This window comes from Paenibacillus apii, assembly GCF_011043685.1.
GTDB lineage: Bacteria > Bacillota > Bacilli > Paenibacillales > Paenibacillaceae > Paenibacillus_AQ > Paenibacillus_AQ sabinae.
The window spans coordinates 302969-324143 of the sequence record NZ_JAAKGU010000002.1 but is presented as its reverse complement, the minus strand read 5'-3'; the positions used below and the strand labels follow the sequence as shown (position 1 = coordinate 324143).

General features: G+C 57.2%; 18 protein-coding genes. 4 read left to right on the top strand and 14 right to left on the bottom strand.

Annotated features, from left to right (window positions below; all coding sequences use genetic code 11):
• Window positions 1-117 precede the first annotated feature (117 nt).
• From G5B47_RS07380 to G5B47_RS07330, 11 genes are all read right to left on the bottom strand, one after another.
• A complete protein-coding gene (locus tag G5B47_RS07380) occupies window positions 118-1752 on the bottom strand; it encodes a formate--tetrahydrofolate ligase (RefSeq protein WP_165096203.1) in 1635 nt (544 codons plus the stop codon).
• 259 nt (window positions 1753-2011) lie between these two features.
• Window positions 2012-3022, bottom strand: coding sequence for an LLM class flavin-dependent oxidoreductase (locus G5B47_RS07375; protein ID WP_165096200.1), 1011 nt, complete (start codon window positions 3020-3022; stop codon window positions 2012-2014).
• A gap of 98 nt (window positions 3023-3120) precedes the next feature.
• A complete protein-coding gene (locus tag G5B47_RS07370; protein ID WP_165096197.1) occupies window positions 3121-3468 on the bottom strand; it encodes a DUF3243 domain-containing protein in 348 nt (115 codons plus the stop codon).
• A gap of 116 nt (window positions 3469-3584) precedes the next feature.
• Window positions 3585-4421 (bottom strand): M15 family metallopeptidase, encoded by an 837-nt coding sequence (locus G5B47_RS07365; protein WP_165096195.1) that lies wholly within the window; start codon window positions 4419-4421, stop codon window positions 3585-3587.
• Between the two features lie 147 nt (window positions 4422-4568).
• Entirely contained in the window at window positions 4569-6077 is a 1509-nt protein-coding gene (locus tag G5B47_RS07360; protein WP_407945215.1) for a DEAD/DEAH box helicase, read from the bottom strand.
• Window positions 6078-6188: 111 nt separating this feature from the next.
• Window positions 6189-7856, bottom strand: a complete 1668-nt coding sequence (locus G5B47_RS07355) for an ABC1 kinase family protein (protein ID WP_235949759.1) — start codon at window positions 7854-7856, stop codon at window positions 6189-6191.
• 1 nt (window position 7857) lies between these two features.
• The gene (locus G5B47_RS07350) at window positions 7858-8265 is read right to left on the bottom strand and encodes a phasin family protein (protein ID WP_328804486.1); all 408 of its coding nucleotides are present in this window, start codon (window positions 8263-8265) and stop codon (window positions 7858-7860) included.
• A 45-nt stretch (window positions 8266-8310) separates the two neighbouring features.
• Window positions 8311-8949, bottom strand: coding sequence for a ThuA domain-containing protein (locus tag G5B47_RS07345; protein WP_165096187.1), 639 nt, complete (start codon window positions 8947-8949; stop codon window positions 8311-8313).
• A 188-nt stretch (window positions 8950-9137) separates the two neighbouring features.
• Window positions 9138-9950 (bottom strand): uroporphyrinogen-III synthase, encoded by an 813-nt coding sequence (locus tag G5B47_RS07340; protein WP_165096184.1) that lies wholly within the window; start codon window positions 9948-9950, stop codon window positions 9138-9140.
• Between the two features lie 74 nt (window positions 9951-10024).
• A complete protein-coding gene (locus G5B47_RS07335; RefSeq protein ID WP_165096181.1) occupies window positions 10025-12100 on the bottom strand; it encodes a methyl-accepting chemotaxis protein in 2076 nt (691 codons plus the stop codon).
• A 233-nt stretch (window positions 12101-12333) separates the two neighbouring features.
• Window positions 12334-12729 (bottom strand): Fur family transcriptional regulator, encoded by a 396-nt coding sequence (locus G5B47_RS07330; protein WP_165096178.1) that lies wholly within the window; start codon window positions 12727-12729, stop codon window positions 12334-12336.
• 200 nt (window positions 12730-12929) lie between these two features.
• On the opposite strand from G5B47_RS07330, the gene G5B47_RS07325 reads away from it, so the two are divergent.
• From G5B47_RS07325 to G5B47_RS07310, 4 genes are all read left to right on the top strand, one after another.
• Complete coding sequence (locus tag G5B47_RS07325) at window positions 12930-14036, top strand: diguanylate cyclase (protein ID WP_165096176.1); 1107 nt, start codon at window positions 12930-12932, stop codon at window positions 14034-14036.
• 90 nt (window positions 14037-14126) lie between these two features.
• Entirely contained in the window at window positions 14127-15674 is a 1548-nt protein-coding gene (locus G5B47_RS07320) for an FAD-dependent oxidoreductase (RefSeq protein WP_165096173.1), read from the top strand.
• Window positions 15675-15743: 69 nt separating this feature from the next.
• Window positions 15744-16463, top strand: coding sequence for a 3-ketoacyl-ACP reductase (locus G5B47_RS07315; RefSeq protein WP_165096170.1), 720 nt, complete (start codon window positions 15744-15746; stop codon window positions 16461-16463).
• Window positions 16464-16511: 48 nt separating this feature from the next.
• Window positions 16512-16823 (top strand): antibiotic biosynthesis monooxygenase, encoded by a 312-nt coding sequence (locus G5B47_RS07310; RefSeq protein WP_165096167.1) that lies wholly within the window; start codon window positions 16512-16514, stop codon window positions 16821-16823.
• A 114-nt stretch (window positions 16824-16937) separates the two neighbouring features.
• Here the strand turns inward: G5B47_RS07310 and G5B47_RS07305 are convergent, their stop codons facing one another.
• From G5B47_RS07305 to G5B47_RS07295, 3 genes are read right to left on the bottom strand one after another with little or no spacing between them, the layout of a single operon-like run.
• Window positions 16938-18842, bottom strand: coding sequence for an ABC transporter ATP-binding protein (locus G5B47_RS07305; RefSeq protein WP_165096164.1), 1905 nt, complete (start codon window positions 18840-18842; stop codon window positions 16938-16940).
• A complete protein-coding gene (locus G5B47_RS07300) occupies window positions 18839-20644 on the bottom strand; it encodes an ABC transporter ATP-binding protein (RefSeq protein ID WP_165096161.1) in 1806 nt (601 codons plus the stop codon). Before G5B47_RS07300 ends, G5B47_RS07305 begins: the two co-directional genes overlap by 4 nt.
• Complete coding sequence (locus G5B47_RS07295; RefSeq protein ID WP_165096158.1) at window positions 20641-21105, bottom strand: MarR family winged helix-turn-helix transcriptional regulator; 465 nt, start codon at window positions 21103-21105, stop codon at window positions 20641-20643. The genes G5B47_RS07300 and G5B47_RS07295 overlap by 4 nt, the downstream gene beginning before the upstream one ends.
• Window positions 21106-21175 lie beyond the last annotated feature (70 nt).

Below are 21175 nucleotides of genomic sequence, written 5' to 3'. Positions count from 1 at the left end.
GCAACCGACGCCATCTATTCCACTAACTCCCCCTATCCCCACCCACCACCTAACCTCCACGCCTCGCGAACGCCTTGCCTGGGGATTAATGTACCTATGGATAAGATTCAGGTCATGCTACAGTAGGCCGAGCAGACGTCCTTCCTCGTCGATCCGCAGCCCTTCGGCGGCCGGCTTGGCCGGAAGTCCCGGCATCGTGACGATGCTGCCCGTAATGACGACGGCAAAGCCGGCTCCCAGCGACAGCGTAATGTCGCGAACCTGAACGGTGAAACCGCGCGGGGCGCCGAGCAGACGGGGCTGATCGGAGAAGGAATACGGCGTCTTGGCCATGCACACCTGCAGATGGCTAAGGCCCAGCTTTTCGATCATAGCCAGACTCCGCTTGGCTGCCGGACTGAAGGACACATCAGCGCCGTGGTAGATTTCCTTGACGATTTTGCCGATCTTCGACGGAATGTCGAGTTCGTCCTCATATAAATGCGCGAAAGCAGACGTGTCGCTGCCCTCCAGCAGCATCTTCAGCTCTTCGGCCAGCTCCAGGCCCCCGGCTCCGCCTTGGGCCCACGCCTTCGAAATAGCGACGGGGACGCCCAAGCGCCGGCAAGCCGCCAGCACTTCCTGAATCTCCGCCTGGCTGTCTCCTTCAAAATGATTAAGCGCCACGACGACAGGAACGCCGAATTTGCGCAAATTCTGGATATGGCGCTCCATATTGCTCATTCCGGCCAGCAGAGCGGCCCGGTTTCCGGCATAAAGCTCTCCCTTGGGCACGCCGCCGTTATATTTCAGCGATTTTACCGTAACAACAAGCACAGCTGCGGATGGCTTCAGGCCCGCCTGCCGGCATTTGATATCCATGAACTTCTCCGCCCCGAGATCGGCGCCGAAGCCCGCTTCCGTCACGACAACTTCGCCCAGCTTCAGGGCGTAGCGGGTGCCGATCACACTGCTGCAGCCGTGCGCGATATTGGCAAACGGACCGCCATGGACGATGACCGGCGTTCCTTCAAGCGTCTGCACCAGATTCGGCTTAACTGCTTCCTTCAGCAGGGCGGTCATCGCATCTACCGCTTTCAGCTCGCCCGCCGTCACCGGATGTCCTTCATGGTCATAGCCGATCAGCATCCGGCCAAGGCGAACCCTTAGATCGGCCAAATTAGCGCACAGGCACAGCACGGCCATAATTTCCGAAGCGGTCGTGATCTGAAAGCCGCTCTCCCGGACAATTCCGTTGCCGTCGCCAAGCCCCGTAACGACATTGCGGAGACTGCGGTCGTTCATGTCCATGACCCGTTTCCACACGATTCGCGTCGGGTCCAGCCCCAGCTCGTTGCCCTGGAAGATGTGGTTGTCGATCATCGCCGACAGTAAATTATGCGCTGATGTCACTGCATGAATATCGCCCGTAAAATGCAAATTAATCTCATCGGCCGGAACAATCTGCGCCTTCCCGCTGCCCGTTGCTCCGCCCTTCATGCCAAGGCATGGACCTAGCGAAGGCTCACGCAGCGCGGCCACCGTCTTGACGCCCGCCTTGTTCATGGCCTGCGCGAGTCCAATCGTCGTCAGCGTCTTGCCTTCTCCCGCCGGCGTCGGGTTCATGGCGGTCACCAGCACCAGCTTACCGTCGGGACGTCCCTTGATCTCCTCCCACAAGGATGGAGCCAGCTTTGCTTTATATTTTCCGTATAACTCCAGATGCTCTTCCTGAATCCCCGTCTCTGCCGCAACTTCCGTAATTAACCTCATATCTCTATATAGACCTCCTGCACCTTGATCCTGAACCTTGTCCCGGCTCCGCCGGCAGCCGCATTTCTTCGGACATGCCGCGCTTTAGCTCTATTTCAGGATACAGGGTCTTTGAAAAGCGTCAAGCCTTATTTTTCAAGTTATTACGCTTTCACTATTCGTCCACATTATAAAAAAATCTCCCGAAAAGGGGATTTCCCTTCACGGAAGATACAAAACTAAACCCGCAATGCGCCGGCGGGCAGCAGCTAACGGGGTGCTAACGCGCGGACAGCCCGCAGGCTTCCGCAATCAGCCGGTAAGATTTCAGCTTGTCGTCAAAGCGGTGCATCACACTGGCGATAATGACCTCTTCGCAGCCGAACCGCTCGCAGAGCTCGTTAAGCTGACCGCGGATTTGTTCCGGTGAGCCGACGAGTATATGTTTCCGGTTCTCCTGTACAATATGTTTCTCATAAGGCGTATATGGATAGGACAGCGCGGACTCGACGGAAGGCGTAGGGGCGGAGACATGCGTCTTGTCCAGCAGGACGGCCGAGAGGTCCATGCTGGATGCAAGCCGGTCCGCTTCCTCTTTCGTCTCGGCGCAGACCGCGAACACAGCGATCATGCCTTTGGGCTTCAGGAGCAGAGGCGACGGGCAAAAATGGTCGCGGTAAGCCGCCATTGCCTCCTCGCCGCCGCTAACGTTAATGAAACGGGCAAAAGCCAGCCCCGTTCCCAGCCTGGCGGCCAGTTCAGCACTGTCCTGGCTGGAACCGAGCAGCCAGATCTCCGGGGGAGAAGAGACCCTGGGCATGGCCTGAAGGCCCGCAAAACGGTGATGCAGGTCCGCCCCTTCGTTCAGATAGGCGAGCAGATCGGCAATCTGTAAGGGGTAATTATCGGGACCGGCTTTACCGTGTTCCTGCAAAGCGCGGACGGCCAGAACGCCTCCGCCGGCAGCCCGGCCGATCCCCAGATCAATCCGCCCGGGATACAGGGCCTGAAGCACCCGAATATTCTCCGCGACTTTGTATGAGCTGTAGTGGGGCAGCAGGATACCTCCCGAGCCGATCCGGATGGAAGAGGTAACGGCCGCCAGATGGGCCATCAGCACCTCCGGACTCGATCCGGCCAGACCTGGTGCAAAATGGTGCTCCGCTACCCAGAAGCGGTAATAACCGAGCCGTTCGGCTTCCCGGGCCAGCGCGGCGGTCTGCGCGAGCGCTTCGGCGGGCGAGCTTCCTTCCGATACCGGCGACTGGTCAAGCACACTGAACTTAATCATGGTAAGGCATCCTTTCCGCGAGAACTGACTTCAGGCTTTAAGAACCCAAAAAACCCTCTCCGGCAGAGCCAGAGAGGGAGAAACCGTTCATTCTGATCCTAGTCCGTTTCCGACAGCGCAAGCCTGACCAGCATGGAAGCGAACTTGGTCCTCTCCTCTTTGCTGCCGATCTTCCACAGCTCCAGAAGCAGCTTCTCCTCGCTATTGCGGGGCTCCTCGTAAGCGGCCAGATAATCGGCCACCTTCTCGGCCGCTTGGGCAAGCTGGGCCTCGCTGAGGCCGATTTTCCGGGCCAGCTCCACCCGTTTTCTTAAATAGTTTCGAAAGGCGTCAAAGTCGTTCAAAATTTCTTCCCTTTGCCCCGGTTCAATCCGGTTCAAGGTTTCCTTCACCATCTCGATCGCCACGCTGCCGTCTTTGCTCACAACATGATTATGCTCGGACACGTTGTCGCCTCCTTTAGCGCTAATAGCGGTTTTACACTACTTAACCGCGGCGTGAATTGGTGAATCAAGGTCAAACCCTGCCTCTTAATTAAGGCAAAAATGGTAGTCAGCGCGCGCTACTTGGAGACGGGCACAGCGCTGTAATACTCCTCAAGCGTAATGTCTTTGTCCGTAAGGTAACGGGCGACTTTCTCGCCCACATAACGGATATGCCACGGCTCGTACATGTAACCCGTAACGGCTTCTTTGCCTTTCGGATAACGGATAATAAAACCGTAGTCCGGCGCGTGGAGCGCCAGCCAATTCGCTTCCTTCGTTCCGGCGAAGCAGCTCTCAGCCGCGCATTTGCCGTCTCTTCCGGAGAGGTCGATCGCCAGCCCCGTCTGATGCTCGCTGTAGCCCGGAACAGCGCTGTATGTGCGCGCCTTTTCCTCCCCGTCCCGCTCCACATAGGCGTTGAACAGACTCCGCTGCGTCTTCGCGGAGCGATAGGCGGAGACCCCCGCCAAATATACCTTGTCCAGCTTTGCGCCCGCGAACATCTCTTCGAGCGCATGAGCCGCTTCCTTTCGCATCATCCGCTTTTCAAGCTTTTCTTTGAATAGGAACGGAACGTCGGGATACACCAGATCCGCCGGTTTGTAATCATCCGGCAGCCCATACTGCTTATTCACGATCACGCCGATGCTGTCCGGCTGAGTTGCCGCAAGCATGGCCGATTCTGCCGGGTCACCGTTCTGACCCTCTGGAGAGGCTGAAGGAGCCGGCGACGTAACCGGTGTCGGTGACGATGACGGGGTTGCTGTTTCCACCGCCCCCGGTCCCTTAAGGTCCGGCTGATTTGTAGCTGCGGCCCCGCCGCCTGGTGAAGCCGGCGATGTATATTTACCTATTCCCCAGCCGGCGGCGATGACGACAAGGAACAGGAGGGGTATCCATAGTTGTTTGCGCATGGCGCTTCCTCCTTATTACCGGTGTTGCTGCTTTATCACCTTATAGACAAGCCAAAGGCGGCAAATGTTTCAGCCGCCCCTGAGGAAATTTCTGCCAACCCGCCATAAACTTGGCGGTTGTTCCTGCTTTCGGCACACCCGGCATCGTTACCTGCCGCGGTTGCCCCGGCCGCCGTCGCCTTTGCGGCCCGGCCCACCCGGCCCGCCGCTTCGCGCGCGCTGGCCGTCGCTGCCCCGGCCAGCGCGCGCGGGTGCGGCCTTGCCGGCGGCGCCTTTCCCGCTGCCGCCGCGGGCCGCACCGCCCGGCGCACGGCCCTGGCCGCTATGCGTCGCGCGCTTGTCCCCAGCCGCCGCGTCCTGGCGGCTGCGCCGTCCCCGGCCGGCGTCCCCGCTCCGGCCGCCGGCTTCCTTGCCGCGGCCGCTTACCCGCGCGGCGCCCGCTTTAGGTCCGCGCCCGGTCCGCGCGGACTCGGCAGCGGCGCCTCCGCGAGCGCCGCCGCCTGTGCCCGTGCCAGTGACGAATTTGGCGTCGCCGAATTCGCCTTTCTCGTAGCGGCGGCGTTCCAGCCGCTGCGAAATGCCCCGCTCGATCATCTCGAGCCCCGCGCGGTCGCGCGGAGAGGCGAAGGTGATCGCGAGCCCTTTGCCGCCCGCCCGGCCGGTGCGGCCAATGCGGTGGATGTAGCTGTCCACATCCAGCGGCATATCGTAATTGAAGACGTGGGTCACGCCCTCCACGTCCAGCCCCCGGGCGGCGACGTCGGTGGCGACGAGCAGCTGAAGCTTCGCCTCCCGGAACGTCTTCATGACGGCCTCCCGCTTGTTCTGCGACAGGTCTCCGTGCAGCTCGTCGCAGTCGTAGCCCGCCTCGATAAGGGCTTCATTCAGCTTCGACACCCGGCGCTTCGTCCGGCAAAAGATAATCGCCAAATACGGGCGGTCCCGGTCGATCAGCGCCTTCAGCGCTTCCTCCTTCGCCCGGTCGGTACATTCCACGACCTGCTGGCGGATATTGTCCAGCGGAATCGGCGAGCCGCTCTTGATCACAATATCGACCGGCTGCTTCATGTAGCTGGCGGCCAGCTGTTTGATCGGATCGGGCATCGTCGCCGAGAACAGCATCGTCTGCCGCCGCGAAGGGATCGCGGTAATGATGCTCTCCACCTCGGCCAGAAAGCCCATATGCAGCATCTGATCCGCCTCGTCGAGCACGAGCATGGTCACTCCGCCCAACGCGAGCGTTCCGCGCCGCATATGATCCAGCAGCCGGCCCGGCGTACCGATAATGAGATGCCGGCCGCCCTCAAGCTTGCGCAGCTGCTTCTCTACGTCCTGACCGCCGTACACCGCCAGAATCTTGATGTCGCTCTCGTGCGTTAGCTTGCGTGCCTCTTCCGTAATCTGCAGCGCCAGCTCCCGGGTCGGGGCCATAATCAGCGCTTGCGGAAAAGGCCGGTCCGGTCTGATTTTATCCAGGATCGGCAGCAGAAAAGCGAGCGTCTTGCCTGTCCCCGTCTTTGCTCTCGCGATGACATCAAGCCCCTGCACGACCGGCGGAATCGCTTCCGCCTGAACCGGGGTAGGCTGTGCAATGCCTTGTCCCCGCAGAAGCGCGGTCAGCGCCTCCGAAACTCCCAACTCTCTAAAACCCGGCAATTTCATCACCTCATTCTTTCTCGTTTTATCGATTTCCGTTTTGGATACTCCCCATACATTAAAAGCGGAAGAACTCCTGCCGGAGTTCTTCCGTCCCTTGTCCATCTATATTCAAAATCTTCCCGATTTGAAGATCGAATAAATCAGCCAGATAAACATGAACAGCGCAACCACCGAGCCGATTTCAATGGTCGGAAAATTCCACAGCACGGATGGCTCGCGGCGGAGCGAAGAGCCGATAATCAGGCCAACCATAATAATGCTGAAGGCCAGCAGCACGATGCTGAAGGACAGCCGGTTGCCGATGCGGTCCAGCTTCCGCAGCAGGCTCTGCAGCTCGGGGACGCCGATCTCGACCTTCAGCCTACCCTTGCTGATAAGGGCCGACAGCTGCCGGGCTTGTCCGGGCAGCTCCACCAGGCTCTCGGCAAGGTCGGCGACCCCGCCGAGCAGCTTGCGCTGCAGCCGGCTGCTGCTGAAGCGCTGCCTCACAAGCTGCCGGCCGAAAGGCTCGGCCATTTGGATGATGCTGAAGGAAGGGTCCAGTTCGCCCACGACTCCTTCCAGCGTCAGCATCGTCTTGCCCAGCATCGCCAGATCGGGCGGAATGGCCAGCCGGTGCCGCCTGGCAACTGCGAACAGATCGTTAAGCGCCTTGCCGATGCTGACCTGGCTGAACGGAACATCATAGTACTCCTCTCTCAGCCGGTCTATATCTTCATACAGCGCGGAACGGTCCGCCTCCTCCGGAATGACCCCGAGACGCAGAATTGCGCGCACCATCGCTTCCGTATTTTTACGCATCAGTGCGATGATCAGGCCCGACAGATGGTCCCTGGTCTCCTCGCTCAGACGGCCGACCATCCCGAAATCGATCAGCCCAAGCTTCCCCTCTTCCGTCAGCATGACGTTTCCGGGATGGGGATCGGCATGAAAGAAGCCGTCGATAAAAATCAGCCGCAGCATAATGTCCACCAGCCGCTCGGCGGTATCTTTGAGATTGACGCCCTTGCTGAGCAGCGCTTCCCGCCGGTTCAGCGTGATGCCCTCCACATATTCCATCGTCAGTACCCGCGAGGAGGAATAATCCCAATAAATCGCCGGAATATAAGCCGATTTGTTGTCTTCCAGCTGCTGCGCGATCCTTTCCGCATTGCGGCCCTCCTGACTGTAGTCGAGTTCGTTCATCAGGGACTTGGAGAACTCCTCCGCCATCCGGGAAATGCCGTACTGCTTCGCCCAGTCCAGACGCCGCTCGGCAAGCGCCGTCAGATCGCGGAGAATCTCAAGGTCCCGGCTCATCATCCGCATGACGCCGGGGCGCTGGATCTTGATCGCCACCGCCGTTCCGCCCAGAAGCACGCCGCGATGAACCTGTCCGATGGAGGCTGCGGCAAGCGGAGCATCCTCGAAGGAATCGAATACCTCATTAAGCGGCTGATCGAGCTCCTGCTCAAGAATATGCCGCGCCGTTTCCGCCGGAAAAGGGGGAACATGGTCCTGCAGCTTGACGAGCTCCGAGATAATAGACTCCGGAAGGAGATCGGAGCGCGTGCTCGCAAGCTGGCCGAGCTTGATAAAGGTCGGCCCCAAATCCTCAAGCACAAGGCGTATCCGCTCCCCGAGCGTCCGGCTCGCATGCGCTTCCTGAGTCACGAGCCGGCGCGGAAGCGACAGTACGCGGTATAACCCCAGCTCTTCCACCATATAACCGAAGCCATGGCGCATCAGCGCCATGGCGATTGACCGGTAACGTCCGGCATGCCTGATCCGCACCATTTCAGTCCGTGCGCGTATCCGGCGTACCTTCCGCCGGCTGCGATCCCTCCAATCGAGATATGCTCTCAAGCTCGGCCAGACGCCGCTCCAGAACGGCTATTCGTTCCTCCAAGGCGGCGATGTCGCTTTTAGCCGGAACGTTTAAATCCTTCAGCACGCGCTGCACCTGCTCTTGAACCGCCGATTTAATGAGGCCCCGTTCTTCTTCGCCCCGCTCAATCAGCCGGTCTACAAGCGCCTTGGATTCCGAGGGAGCCACTTCTCCCCGCTTGACCAGCTCATCGACGGCTTTTTCCACCTTTTCCTTGCTGACAACGGTGAGTCCTACTCCTAAAGAGATCGCTTTTTTCAACAAATCGCTCATGTTCTCTTCCTCCTTGGATTCCGTTTTGCTGAAGGCTTCTTGTATTTTAAATTATACCTTACCGGGCGGGGGCGCACAAAAGACGGACCTTTACTGCCGGGTCGGAATCCGGGCCGCCCATTTGGCGGCTTGCAGCAGCAGCTTCTTCACTTCGGGATGAAGGAACGTAGGCTCATGATGCCCTGGCATCAGGTAGACGACTCGTCCGAGACCGTAGCTGTGGCACCAGCCCGCCGGCCACCACTGTCCGCCTGCCTCGAATTCCAGCAGCACCGTCTTCTCCGTAAACGGATCGAATTCGAAACGGTACGGCTCTTCATCCAGCTTGAAGCTTCCTACACCTTCCGTTATATCATGCTCCTGCGTGCGGAATTCAAGCGGTCCGTACGGGGGATGCCCCCCAAACCGGGCGCCGATCAATTGGGCCAGTTCATTCCGGTTCCCGAGGGACACGCCTGTATGTAAGACGATAAGTCCGCCTCCGCCGGCGACATAGCTCAGCAGTCCGGCCGTTTGCTGCGGGGACACCGATTCATTCCACAACTCATTATATGCAATGCACAGATCATAACCGCTAATATTCTCGGTCAGCAGCATTTTTCTGTTTTCCGAACATTGGACAATCATCAAATCATTTAAAATATGGCTGATTTGCTCATCCACACCCTGCAAAGGATGGAACCGGGGATGTGTGTACTCCCCCAGCAGCAGGCATTTTCTTTTATCCATAAAGGCCTCCTCGTGTCGGTAACCGTATTCGTTCAATCATACTGCCTATATTTTAAGTAAAATGCTGGCGTATGTCCATTCGCGAAAAACGGGGAACCCCTTCCGCCGGTTAAACGGTGCGACGTAAAAAGAGCATCTCCGGCCGGCTTCGGCGCGAAAATGCTCCGTTATCTTTGCTTGGAAGGCCCCTAGCGATTGGCGGCCAGATAGCGGCCAAGCTCCACGATCATGCTGCCCATCCGCTCCTGCTCCGGCATGACGATCCGCCGGATGCCCGCCTCCTTGAGCGCGTCGGCTGTAATCCGGCCCACTGCAACCGCAAGCACTCCGGCCTCAAAGGCGTCAAGCATCGCCTGCCGCATACCGCGGCTGTCCGCGTATTCGGCCAGAAAACGGATCTGCGGCGCACTGGTGAAAGTAACGGCGTCGACCTTGGCCTCGGTTATTTCCGTAAGCAGCCGCTCGAGGTCCGCTTGCTCCGGCGGCATATGACGGTAAGGCAGAACCTCCCGGACCTCGGCGCCTGCTTCTTTGAGCCAGGCGTTCAGCCGCGGGGCGGGATCGCCGTGCAGCTGAAGAACGGCGGTCTTGCCCCGGAGGTCGAAGGCCTCAAGGCCGCGGATCAACCCCGACGTGCTTCCGTCATCGTCCCGAACATTCGGCACAAGCCCTCTTTTCTTCAGCGCGTTTACTGTCTTGTAGCCCCGGGCCGCGATCATCGAGCCGGCAAGCACTTCCTGAAAGCGCTCCTGAATGCCCATGTCGCCTGCAACCTGGTACAGGGCGTCCAGGCCCATTCCCGTAGTAAGAATGCTCCAGTCGGGGGGATTAGAGGTCCATTCTTCCAGCTCCCGGCGAAGCTCTTCCCCGTCCAGAAATACCGTTCCCTGGGCTGGCCTCAGGAGTGCGGTTCCGCCCATATTGCTTATCAGCTTCGCCAGCTCTTCCGACTTGCGAGGGCCGGCAAGAGCAATGGTCACGCCTTTCAGTTGATCGGCCATGATGCGGTCTCCTCCTTCTGTTCTCCTTGCTGCTTGCTTAACAGTATACTTGCAAGGAGATGCCAAAGAAAGTTCTAGCTTGCTATTCCGCGGGAAGTTTCTTCCTCGGGTGAAGCCGTATTTGGCTCTGCTCCCGGCTCTGCAGTCTGACCTGCCGCACCGGAACCGTACAGTTTGAAGCGGCTGACCAGAGTCTGCAAGTCATCGGCCAGGCGGCTGAGGTCCGACGACGAGGATGCGATTTCCTCAACCGAGGCAAGCTGCTCCTGCGCGGCTGCTGAAATCGTCTCCGTATTCGCAGCAGCCTCCTGGGAAATCAAGCGAACTTCCTCCATTGCCTTCTCCATACCGCCGGCTTCCAGAGACAGTGCCTGAACACCTTCGCCCATCGCCTTGATTTTTTCCGCCGCTCCCTTAACCGCTCTGCGGATCCGCGAGAAAGAACGCCCTGTCGTATCGACCGCGAGGATGCCTTCGGATACTTTCTCCTTGGCACTGTTCATCCGCGTTATCGCTTCTTTCATTTCGCTGTTAATCGAAACGATAACCTCCGAGATTTCCCGCGCTGAATGCTCCGATTCCTCGGCCAGCTTGCGGACCTCCGCGGCGACAACGGCAAATCCGCGGCCATGCTCCCCGGCTCTCGCCGCCTCAATCGACGCGTTGAGCGCCAGCAGATTCGTCTGCCGGGCGATTCCCGTAATGATGCCAACGATGCCTACAATCCGTCCGCTGCGCTCATTGAGCTTATCGATGACGGCTCCGAGCTCCTCGACCGTCTCGTGAATGCCGTTGATTTTATCGACGACCTGGATAACCGAGTCGTTGCCTTCAGCGGCCGAGCGGGACGTATTGTCCATCATCGCCGACACTTCATTCATATACCCGGAAATGTTGGACACCTCCGCCGTAGTCGCCGCCGTGCCTTCCATGCCTCTTTGCACACTGCCAACCTGCCGCTCGTTGCCCGCAGCCACCTCCTGAATGGCGACGGTCACATGCTCGATCGCCTTTGTCGTCATTTCGGCTCCGGCCGTCAGCTCCGCAGCCGAGGAAGATACGTTGTCGGTCATTTCCTGCACGCCGAGTATCATCTCCCGGAGACTGGAAACCATGGTCTGGAAATTAGTGGCCAGATGGCCGATCTCGTCCTGTCCGAAGGAGCCGATATCCTGCGACAGATCGCCCTGGCTGATGATCTCCGTCGCTTTGCTCAGCCGGCCGAGCGGCGCCAGAAGCGCGCGCAGAACAAAGTAGAGCGGCACCAAAGCAATCAGGATGGACGCAGCGATTACAATAAGCGCGGTCGTCCGGATGCCCTGCGACGCGCCGGTGATTTCACTTTTGTTGATGGTTCCCGCTATTCTCCAGCCGGTAAGATTATTGGTCATATAGGTCAAATTTTTCTTGGCGCCTTTATAGTCATAATCGAACGAGCCGGCATCCTTTTCGAACATTTTCCGGACAAATTCCATGTTTGACTGAAGTCCCAGCGGCTCCGTCGGATGCACCACAAACCTCTTGCTGCTGTCCACAATCAGGACATACCCCTCCTTGCCGACCTTTAGATCGACCAGATTCGCCAGCTGCTTCAGGTTCAGCTCCAAAAAGAACACGCCGCTTTTGTCGTTTAGTACCGACGATATGGAGACCACTGTCTCCTTGTTCGCGTTCTGAAACACAGGGGAGATCACTGGAGCGCCGCCTTTTTTGATAGCGCTAACATAAGCGTTATCTTTCCGGGGATCATATCCGGCGGGCAGGGGGGTATCGGAAGCTTTTACGACTTTGCCTTGGTCGGTTCCTATATATACTTCCAGCACATCGGGATGCATCGCCGCATATTCCTTCAACCGGCCTTTCAGCTCGGCGTATCCTCCTCCGTTAGGGTCACTGTTCACGGTGGAAGAAGAAACGGCGTCGACGAAATACTTCACGTCCTCTATTTTGGACTGGATATTCGAATTGACGATTTCATTGACCGCCGTAACACTCTCCTGCGAGCTGTTGACGAGCTGATTCGTCACCGCGCTGCTGGCCGTCCGATAGGTCAAACCTCCGATGATGAGACCCGGGACAATCAGCACAAGTAAATAAATGGAAATTAATTTGGTGCGCATAGTCAAGCCTGCCTTTTTCTTTCTGGGCATCTTCTCTGTTCCCCCATTCGACTGGATAAAATAACGGTAGATCGCTTAGCAAATGTATAATGTTATATCGGCAAATGTTGGCTGTTATTCTACTCTTTTTCTTGATTCTGCTCATAAAAATATCCAGGCATTCCACAAATGGACACAAAAAGGGCTTTCCGTCCGTTCTGGCCGGAAAGCCCTTTCTGCATTCTATGTTATATCCCCGCCGGCAATGAGCCTCTGCCGCCCGGTTAATTCACAACTTTGCTGCGGCAGGCGGAGCAAACGCCTCCAAAAACGACATGCGCATGTCCGATGCTGTAGCCGGTCTCTTTGGCGACCTCCTCCAGCCAGCCCGCGGGCACATGGCTCATCACTTCATCCACCGCTCCGCACACCTCGCAAATAATATGCTGGTGGTCGTCCATACGAGCGTCATAGCGACTGGCGGCTTCTCCCAGCTTCAGTTCCCGAATCAGCTGCTTGTCGGCAAGATAGCGAAGCGAATTATATACAGTGCCGTAGGCAAGGTTCTGCCCCTTTTCGACCAGACGGTTCATCACATCCGCCGCAGTCGGGTGGTCATGCGATTCACGGACAATATCGTAAACGGCTTGGCGTTGGGAAGTCAGATTCAGATGTCTCACTTCGATCACCCTAACTTTTTATTTTTAGATCAAGTATAAATCTTTGTAGCATTCCGGTCAATCATTAGAGAGCCCGGCATTACAAAAAAGTCGATCTAATTCGACAAATTTCTTCAACATTCTGACTGGAATTTCCGATAAAATAAGCAAGAGCCGCAGTTGGTTACGGCCACTTTATTCAGGGAGCTCTTGATACCGCCATGATGATATTAAAATTGATCAACAGCCTTTTTGCAAACTTCTGCATCCTTGTGACTTTTCTGTATCTGTCCGGGATGCTGTCCAAAAAATTTGTCGTCGCCGGCCGTTCGGTCAGCATCGCTGCAAGAGTCAACGCCGGGCTGCTCTTCGGATTGTTCGGCATGATCCTGATGTGCTATTCCTTTCCGGTCGGACCGGGAAGCTACGCCAACCTGCGTCACCTGACGATTATTATCATTTCATCATATATCGGCTGGCTGCCCGCACTGATTTGCTCCGTGCTGCTGGCCATAAGCCGGGTTCTTTTTTATGGAGTGTCCTATTCTTCCGTAGCGGCGGGCGTTTCTCTCCTGATTATCGGTTTTTGCTGCTGCTGGATTTCCATACTTCCCTGGCCCAGGCTGCGCAAAGTCATGGTCAGCAACCTGATCAGCATGGGCATCAGCTTTGTGACGCTCAGCAGCAACCTCGGAAGCTTGGCCAAGGTCATGGAATTTTTCCCGTTGCAGCTCGGGGTTACTCTTGCCGCCGGACTTGGCGTGTATTATATCGCCGAATACATTCAGCGTTCCAACGAGCTGTACGCGCAGCTTGAGCATCGCGCAACGACGGACTACCTTACCAATCTGAACAACCTGCGCCAGTTCCACCGACATATGGATACAGAGATGGCCCGGGCTGAACGGCGGGGCAACAGCCTGTCGATGCTCGCCATTGATATCGACCATTTCAAGGTTATCAACGACACTTACGGCCATCCTGCCGGTGACGCTGTCCTGAAGCAGCTGGCCCGCCGCCTGTGCAATCACTCCCGCTCCTATGATATCGTATCGCGCAACGGAGGCGAAGAGTTTACCATTTTGCTCCCGGATTGCCCGCTCCAGCAAGCGCAAAGGGCCGGGGAGCGCATCCGCGCAGCTGTGGAGAGTGACCGTTTTGTACTGCCTTTAGGCAAAAAAGTTCATCTCACCGTATCCGTCGGGGTGGCGTCTTATCCGGAAAACATCCAGGACGCGGACGGAAACCTTCTCTGCCAATATGCGGACAGTGCGCTGTATGCGGCCAAGAACTCGGGGCGAAACAAGGTCTGCGTCGCCAATATTTGATATTGAAACCAACCTCCCTGCAAGTTTCTTTTGTTATCTCAGTGGTAATAACTGAAATGGTAACTGTATAATTAGGGAGGAATTCGGTAAATGAAACCAGAATATAAATGGCCGGAGAGTCTGCCCAGATTTCCGGAATCGCTGTGGAGGGGTACGACGGAGTTGCCCTCCTTTCCCCGGCTAGCGGAGGATCACACCACTGACATCGCCGTGGTGGGCGGCGGCATTACCGGTATTACCGCGGCTTATCTGCTTGCGGAGGCCGGGCGGAAGGTTACGCTGCTTGAAGGCACCGAGCTGCTCGCCGGCACAACGGGCTTCACGACGGCCAAAATTACGGCCCAGCACGGGCTGATCTACAGCAATCTGATCAAGCATTTCGGGGAAGAGCACGCGCGCTCTTATTTCCGCTCGAACAGCGAGAGTTTGGAGTGGATTCTCCAAACGGCCGGGAAGCTTGGCTTATCCTGCGGTTTGGAGCGTGAGGATGCCTATATATACGGCGATGTCGGCGACGGGAAAACGCTGAAGGAGCTTGAGGATGAACTCGAGGCTTACCGCAAGCTGGGGCTTCCAGGGGAATGGGTAGATTCGGTATCGCTGCCCATGCGCATCGGAGGCGGCATCAAGCTTCCCGGCCAGGCCCGCTTCCACCCGCTGCAGTATCTGAAGGGACTGCTTGAAGCGTTTCTCGCCAAGGGCGGAACCGTGTACGAGCATACCATGATCAGCGAAGAGGTGGAGGATGAGGACGGCCTGACGCTCTTTACCGAACGGGGCAAGCACCGCATCAAGTGCCGGCATGCCGTATCGGCCTCCCATTTTCCGTTCTATGACGGGGGAGCGATGTACTTTGCGCGCCTGCATGCGGAACGCGCGTACGCCCTGGCCTTCGAGCCTGAAACCGACTATGAAGGCGGAATGTACTTATGCGTCGGCAAGCCGAGACGCTCTCTCCGCGCGGTCGAATGGGAGGGCAAAAAGCTGGTTATCGCCGGCGGCGAGAGCCATAAGACAGGGCAGAGCAGCTGTACGATCAAACATTATGAGAATCTGGAGATTTTCGCCGGAGAGCTTCTGGGCATCCGCCAGATTCCATATCGCTGGTCCACCCAGGATTTGATTACGGTAGATAAGGTCCCTTACATCGGCAAGCTGTCCAAAGACAAGGAGATTTACATCGCCACAGGCTTCGCGAAATGGGGAATGACGGCGGGCACACTGGCGGCGCGGATAATTGCCGATCAGATTCAAGGCAAACCGAATCCCTATACGGAGCTGTACGATCCGACCCGGTTCAAGGCCAACCCGGGCATCAAGAATCTGGTAGTGGAGAACGCCAATGTCGCCAAGGAGCTGATCCAAGGCAAGGTGGAATTCGCTCATAAAAAAATCGGGGATTTGAAGCCGGACGAAGGTGGCGTTGTCCGCCACGATGGAAAGCGCGTCGGCGCCTACAAGGACCCCGAGGGCGGTATTCACCTGGTGGACAGAACCTGTACGCACATGGGCTGCGAATGCGATTGGAACGAGAGTGAACGCTCCTGGGATTGCCCGTGCCACGGCTCCCGTTACACCTATGACGGCGAAGTGATCGAAGGACCGGCGGTTCAGCCGCTGACGAAGCTGGATGTGTGAGGCCTGCTCTGGGCCTCTCCTTCAATAAACGCAGAAACTTAACCAAACCAAAGGAGTGATTCTAAAGAGATGGAACTTAGAGGAAAAACCGCAGTAATTACCGGTGCCGGCAAAGGCATCGGTAAAGCCCTAGCCCTGGCGCTCGCCAAGGAAGGCGCCAATCTGGGACTGATCTCCCGAACCGCCGCCGATTTGGAGGCGCTGAAAGCCGCAATCACCGAAGCTCACGATGTTAAGATCAGCATTGCCGTCGCCGATATTTCGGTCCGCGAAGAAGCGGAGCGCGCTGTGGCTGCTATCCAGAACGATCTCGGCACGTTCGACGTCCTGATCAATAACGCCGGCGTCGCTACCTTCGGTACGCTGGTGGATATGGACCCCGAAGAATGGAAACGCCATATCGACATCAATCTGTTCGGCGCCTATTACGTTACCCACGCCGCGCTGCCTGCGATGATCGAGAAGAAGGCCGGCAACATTATCAATGTCTCGTCCACTGCCGGAGAACGCGGCTTCGCCACAGGCTCCGCCTACTGTGCGTCCAAATTCGCGCTCATGGGCATGACCGAGGCGCTCTTCCAGGAAGTGCGCAAGTTCAACATCCGGGTTGTGGCGCTGACGCCAAGCACGGTCAATACCCCGCTGGCGGTGAATGCGGGCCTGCCGATCGGCGACGAAGACCGGATGATGCAGCCTGAGGACGTCGCCGAGCTGGCGCTGACGGCGCTGAAGCTGCCGGACCGCGTAGTCATCAAGACGGCAGGCATCTGGACAACCAATCCGCAATAGAATGTTATCCGCAATCTTTCATCCATTATTAGCGGGAGGCTTAAAGCTATGCTCGTAGTCACGAATACGATCAAGGTCAAGGAAGGCGCCGGAGCTGCGCTGGCCCAGCGGTTCGCCGGAACGGGCGGCGTTCAGGACATGCCCGGCTTTGTGCGCATGGAGGTATGGCATGCAAGCGCCAAAGAAGGCGCAGAAGAGCTGAAGATCTGTACCGTATGGGAGAACGAGGATGCATTCAAAGCCTGGACCGTAAGCGAGTCCTTCCGGAATTCCCACCGGGGGGCGGGCGGCAACGACTCCATTCTCGGAGCGTCGCTCGACAAGTACGAGCTTCTTCTCAGCCGTACTCCAGGGAAGTAGAACAGACAGAATGAACGACAAACAGCAAAAGCGCAGAAACGCTCCCGAAGGGGAGGAACGTTTCTGCGCTTTTTTTACTGACTACCGGCGGCGGACCAGCACGAAAGCGCCCGCTTACCCGGCATCGGAAAGCTCGCCTTCCGAGAACTGGCTGTTATACAGATCGGCGTAGAATCCGCCTTGCTTCAGCAGCTGCTCGTGAGAGCCCTGCTCGATGACGGTGCCGTGATTCATAACGAGAATCAAATCGGCGTCGCGGATCGTTGACAGACGGTGGGCGATGACAAAGCTGGTGCGGCCCTGCATCAAGGTGTTCATCGCTGTTTGAATTTGGACCTCGGTCCGGGTATCGACGCTGCTGGTAGCTTCGTCCAGAATCAGGATCGCCGGGTCCGCCAGAATGGCGCGGGCGATCGTCAGCAGCTGCTTTTGACCCTGTGAAATATTGGAGGCTTCCTCATTCAGCACGGTGTTGTAGCCCATCGGCAGGGTGCGAATGAAATGGTCGGCATGCGCCGCTTTGGCCGCCCGCACTATATCCGCCTCGGTCGCGCCTTCGCGTCCGTATGCAATATTGTCGCGGATCGTGCCGTTAAAGAGCCACGTATCCTGAAGCACCATTCCGAACTTGCCCCGGAGCTCGCTGCGCTTCATGTCGGTAATATCCACGCCGTCGATCAGGATCTGGCCGCCGCTTAGCTCGTAGAACCGCATCAGCAGATTGATCAGCGTCGTCTTGCCGGCTCCGGTCGGACCGACAATCGCGATCGTCTGCCCCGGCTTGACCCGGATGTTCATATCTTCAATAAGAATCGCATCTTCCTTGTATCCGAATTTCACGTGGCGGAACTCCACTGCTCCTTCTTCCGGATGAACAGTCCTGCCCGCCAAAGCCGCCGCCGATTCCGGAATCTCCTCTTCCTCGTCAAGCAATTCGAACACACGCTCCGCGGAAGCGACGGTTGACTGGATAATGTTGGCAATATTGGCCGTCTGGGTAATCGGCATCGTAAACTGGCGCGAATATTGGATAAACGCCTGGATGTCGCCGACTTCGATCATTTTTCGGGTGACAAAGATTCCGCCGACTACACAGACCAGCACATAGCCCAGGTTACCGATGAACATCATGAGCGGCATGATCATGCCGGACATAAACTGCGCGCGCCAGCCGGAATCGTAGAGCTGCTCGTTGATTTTATCAAAATCCTTGAGCGATTCCCGCTCCCGTCCGAACGCCTTGACGATCCGGTGGCCCGTATACATTTCCTCGACATGGCCGTTCAGCTGACCGAGCGATTTCTGCTGGCCGACAAAATACGTTTGGGAGCGCTTGGTTATCCCCATAATGGCGACAAAGCTGAGCGGCAGCGTAATAATCGTGATAAGCGTAAGCCACGGACTGATCGTCAGCATCATGATGATAACGCCGATGATCGTAATGACAGATGTGATAAGCTGGGTCAAGCTTTGCTGCAGCGTCGTGCTGATATTGTCGACATCGTTGGTCGCCCGGCTCAGGATCTCCCCATGCGTCCGGGAATCGAAATATTTCAGCGGCAGCCGTTCCAGCTTGCTGTTGATTTCCTCGCGCATGTCGAATACGACGCTCTGCGCCACCCCGGCCATAATATACTGCTGGATGTAGCCGAAGAGAGCGCTTAGCACATACAATCCGGCCAGGATCAGTAGAATTTCATTAATGTAGCCAAAATCGATAGCCGCGCCCGGTACGCCCTTGAACTTGTCAACGACGCCTTCGAACAGCTTGGTGGTCGCTTTCCCCATAATCTTGGGGCTAAGAATGCTGAATACCGTACTCAGGATGGCTGTAATCAACACGACCACAAGCTTCAACCGTTTCGGACGCAAATACCGGGTCAGCCGCCGCAGCGTTCCTTTGAAATCCTTCGCTTTCTCCGGCGGCATCATCATGCCCGCTCCGCCGAACCCGCCCGGTCCGGGCCCTCTGCGCGGCGGCTGCGCGGGACGTCTGTATTCCTGATTGTTCTCGCTCATGCAATTTCCTCCTCTGACAGCTGCGAAGATACGATTTCGCGATACACTTCGCTGCTTGCAAGCAGTTCGCTGTGGCTTCCGACCCCGGCAATCCGTCCCTCGTCCAGCACGATAATCCGGTCCGCATCCATAACGGTGCTGACCCGCTGGGCGACAATAAGCACTGTCGATTCCGTCGTCTCTCCTTTGAGCGCCGCGCGCAGCCTGGCGTCCGTCTTGAAGTCGAGCGCCGAGAAGCTGTCGTCGAACAAGTAAATCTCCGGCCTCCGGACAAGCGCCCGGGCAATGGACAGCCGCTGCTTCTGCCCGCCGGACAGGTTATTGCCTCCCTGGGCAATTTGCGAGTTAAAGCCGTCATTCATCGCGGTTACGAAATCCAGCGCCTGGGCGATCCCGGCCGCATGCCGGATCTCTTCATCCGTCGCGCCCTCCTTGCCGTAACGGATATTGTCGCTGACGGTGCCGGTGAACAGCACTGCCTTCTGCGGCACATAACCGGTCTTGGCGCGGAGCTCTTCCTGCGTCATCTGCCGGACATCGGTTCCGTCCACCAGCACCTCGCCCTCAACCACGTCGTAGAAGCGGGGAATCAGGCTGAGCAGCGTCGATTTGCCGGAGCCGGTACCGCCGATAATCGCGGTGACCTCGCCGGGCTTTGCGGCGAAGCTGATGTCCGACAGGGCCGGCTGCTCCGCTCCCGGATAGGAGAAGGAGACGTTCTTGAACTCCACATAGCCGCGAATCCCGGCTGTGTCCGGCTGATCCAGAGAAGAGACCCGGGCTTCGGGATCGGCGATTTCCGGCGCCATGTCTTCCAGATCCGGCGTTTCCGGCACTTTGATTTCGGGGTCTGAAATTTCCGGCACCATATCGAGCACTTCATTAATCCGAATCGCGGAAGCGGAAGCGCGCGGAATGAGCACGAACATCATGGAAACCATAATAAGCGAGAACATAATCTGCATCGCATACTGAATGAAGGCCATAAGCGAGCCGACCTGAAGGTCGTTGTTATTAATCCGGATGCCTCCGAAATAGAGAATGCCGATCATGGAAAAGTTCATGACGAACATCATCATCGGCATGAGCAGGGCCATAATCTTGTTGACCTTGATCGCCGTATCGGTCAAATCCCGGTTGGCCTCGCTGAAGCGCTTGTTCTCATGCTCCGTGCGGTTAAAGGAGCGGATGACGCGGATGCCGACCAGATGCTCGCGCAGCACCAGATTTAATTTGTCCAGCTTGACCTGGATCGCCTTGAAGAGCGGCAGCCCCTTCATGCCTACATAGGCAATCGCCAGAGCAAGCACTGGTATCACGACGACAAAGATCAGAGACAGCTTGGCGTCTTCGGACACCGCCATAATAATGCCGCCGATCATCATCATCGGAGCGCCGATCATCATGCGCAGCATCATCGTAAGCACCGTCTGTACCTGGGTGATGTCGTTCGTTGTCCGCGTAATAAGCGAAGCGGTGCCCAATTTGTTAAATTCAGTGAGCGTAAAATTCTCGACATGATTGAACATGAGCGAGCGCGTGTTGCGGCCGAAGCCCATGGCCACCTTGGCCGACAGAAAGCTGGCCACGATGGAGCAGAGCGCGCCTCCGCCCGCCACCAGCAGCATAAATCCGCCGATTCTCCAGATCAAGGCCCGGTCCTGCTGCACAATCCCCTTGTCGACGATGTCAGACATCAGGGTCGGGAGATACAAATCGCCCAGCGACTGCAAGAACACCAGCAGCAGAATTGCCGCAATGGGCAGCGAAAAAGGCTTCAAATATCTGAATAATTTAATCATCCTTCGTCATCTCCGTTCATTGGTAACCGTTCAATTTCGAGCCTGTGCTCCTGGGCAAAAGCGTGAACTTTAAGCAGAAGCTCTGCAAGCTTGTTGCTGTCCTCCTCGCCCAGAAAGTCCACGAGCTTGTTCAAGGTCGCGGTCCTGTGCTCTTTGGCTCTTTCGGCAGCCTTGCCGCCCTGTTCGGTTAGACTGACGCGCACAACCCTCCGGTCGCTGGCATCCGCCTGCCTAACAACCATTCCTTTCGCTTCCAGACTGTTGATGAGCTGGGTAACCGTCGGCGGGGTCAGGCCCAGCAAACGGCTGATTTCCGACACCTTCAGCCCCTGCCTGGCCGAACAGATATTCCTCGCGATGCACAGCATGAGCGTCATTTCGCTGGGCTTATTCCCTTCTGCAGCCTGAGTCCACTTCGCCTTATGCAGCTGCTGCAAAGCAATCAGCAGCTTGTGCGGCACCTTGTTCTGATCGTCCTCTATCCCAATTGCTGTCCCTCCATTTAGCGGATTCCTTCCGTATCAACTATTT

Bases quoted from the DNA above. Each gene is read 5' to 3' on its own strand.
- G5B47_RS07325 (WP_165096176.1), top strand. From the start codon at position 12,930: ATGATGATATTAAAATTGATCAACAGCCTTTTTGCAAACTTCTGCATC.
- G5B47_RS07310 (WP_165096167.1), top strand. From the start codon at position 16,512: ATGCTCGTAGTCACGAATACGATCAAGGTCAAGGAAGGCGCCGGAGCT.
- G5B47_RS07305 (WP_165096164.1), bottom strand. From the start codon at position 18,842: ATGAGCGAGAACAATCAGGAATACAGACGTCCCGCGCAGCCGCCGCGC.
- G5B47_RS07365 (WP_165096195.1), bottom strand. From the start codon at position 4,421: ATGCGCAAACAACTATGGATACCCCTCCTGTTCCTTGTCGTCATCGCC.
- G5B47_RS07320 (WP_165096173.1), top strand. From the start codon at position 14,127: ATGAAACCAGAATATAAATGGCCGGAGAGTCTGCCCAGATTTCCGGAA.
- G5B47_RS07335 (WP_165096181.1), bottom strand. From the start codon at position 12,100: ATGCCCAGAAAGAAAAAGGCAGGCTTGACTATGCGCACCAAATTAATT.
- G5B47_RS07340 (WP_165096184.1), bottom strand. From the start codon at position 9,950: ATGGCCGATCAACTGAAAGGCGTGACCATTGCTCTTGCCGGCCCTCGC.
- G5B47_RS07355 (WP_235949759.1), bottom strand. From the start codon at position 7,856: ATGGTGCGGATCAGGCATGCCGGACGTTACCGGTCAATCGCCATGGCG.
- G5B47_RS07375 (WP_165096200.1), bottom strand. From the start codon at position 3,022: ATGATTAAGTTCAGTGTGCTTGACCAGTCGCCGGTATCGGAAGGAAGC.
- G5B47_RS07315 (WP_165096170.1), top strand. From the start codon at position 15,744: ATGGAACTTAGAGGAAAAACCGCAGTAATTACCGGTGCCGGCAAAGGC.
- G5B47_RS07380 (WP_165096203.1), bottom strand. From the start codon at position 1,752: ATGAGGTTAATTACGGAAGTTGCGGCAGAGACGGGGATTCAGGAAGAG.
- G5B47_RS07300 (WP_165096161.1), bottom strand. From the start codon at position 20,644: ATGATTAAATTATTCAGATATTTGAAGCCTTTTTCGCTGCCCATTGCG.
- G5B47_RS07345 (WP_165096187.1), bottom strand. From the start codon at position 8,949: ATGGATAAAAGAAAATGCCTGCTGCTGGGGGAGTACACACATCCCCGG.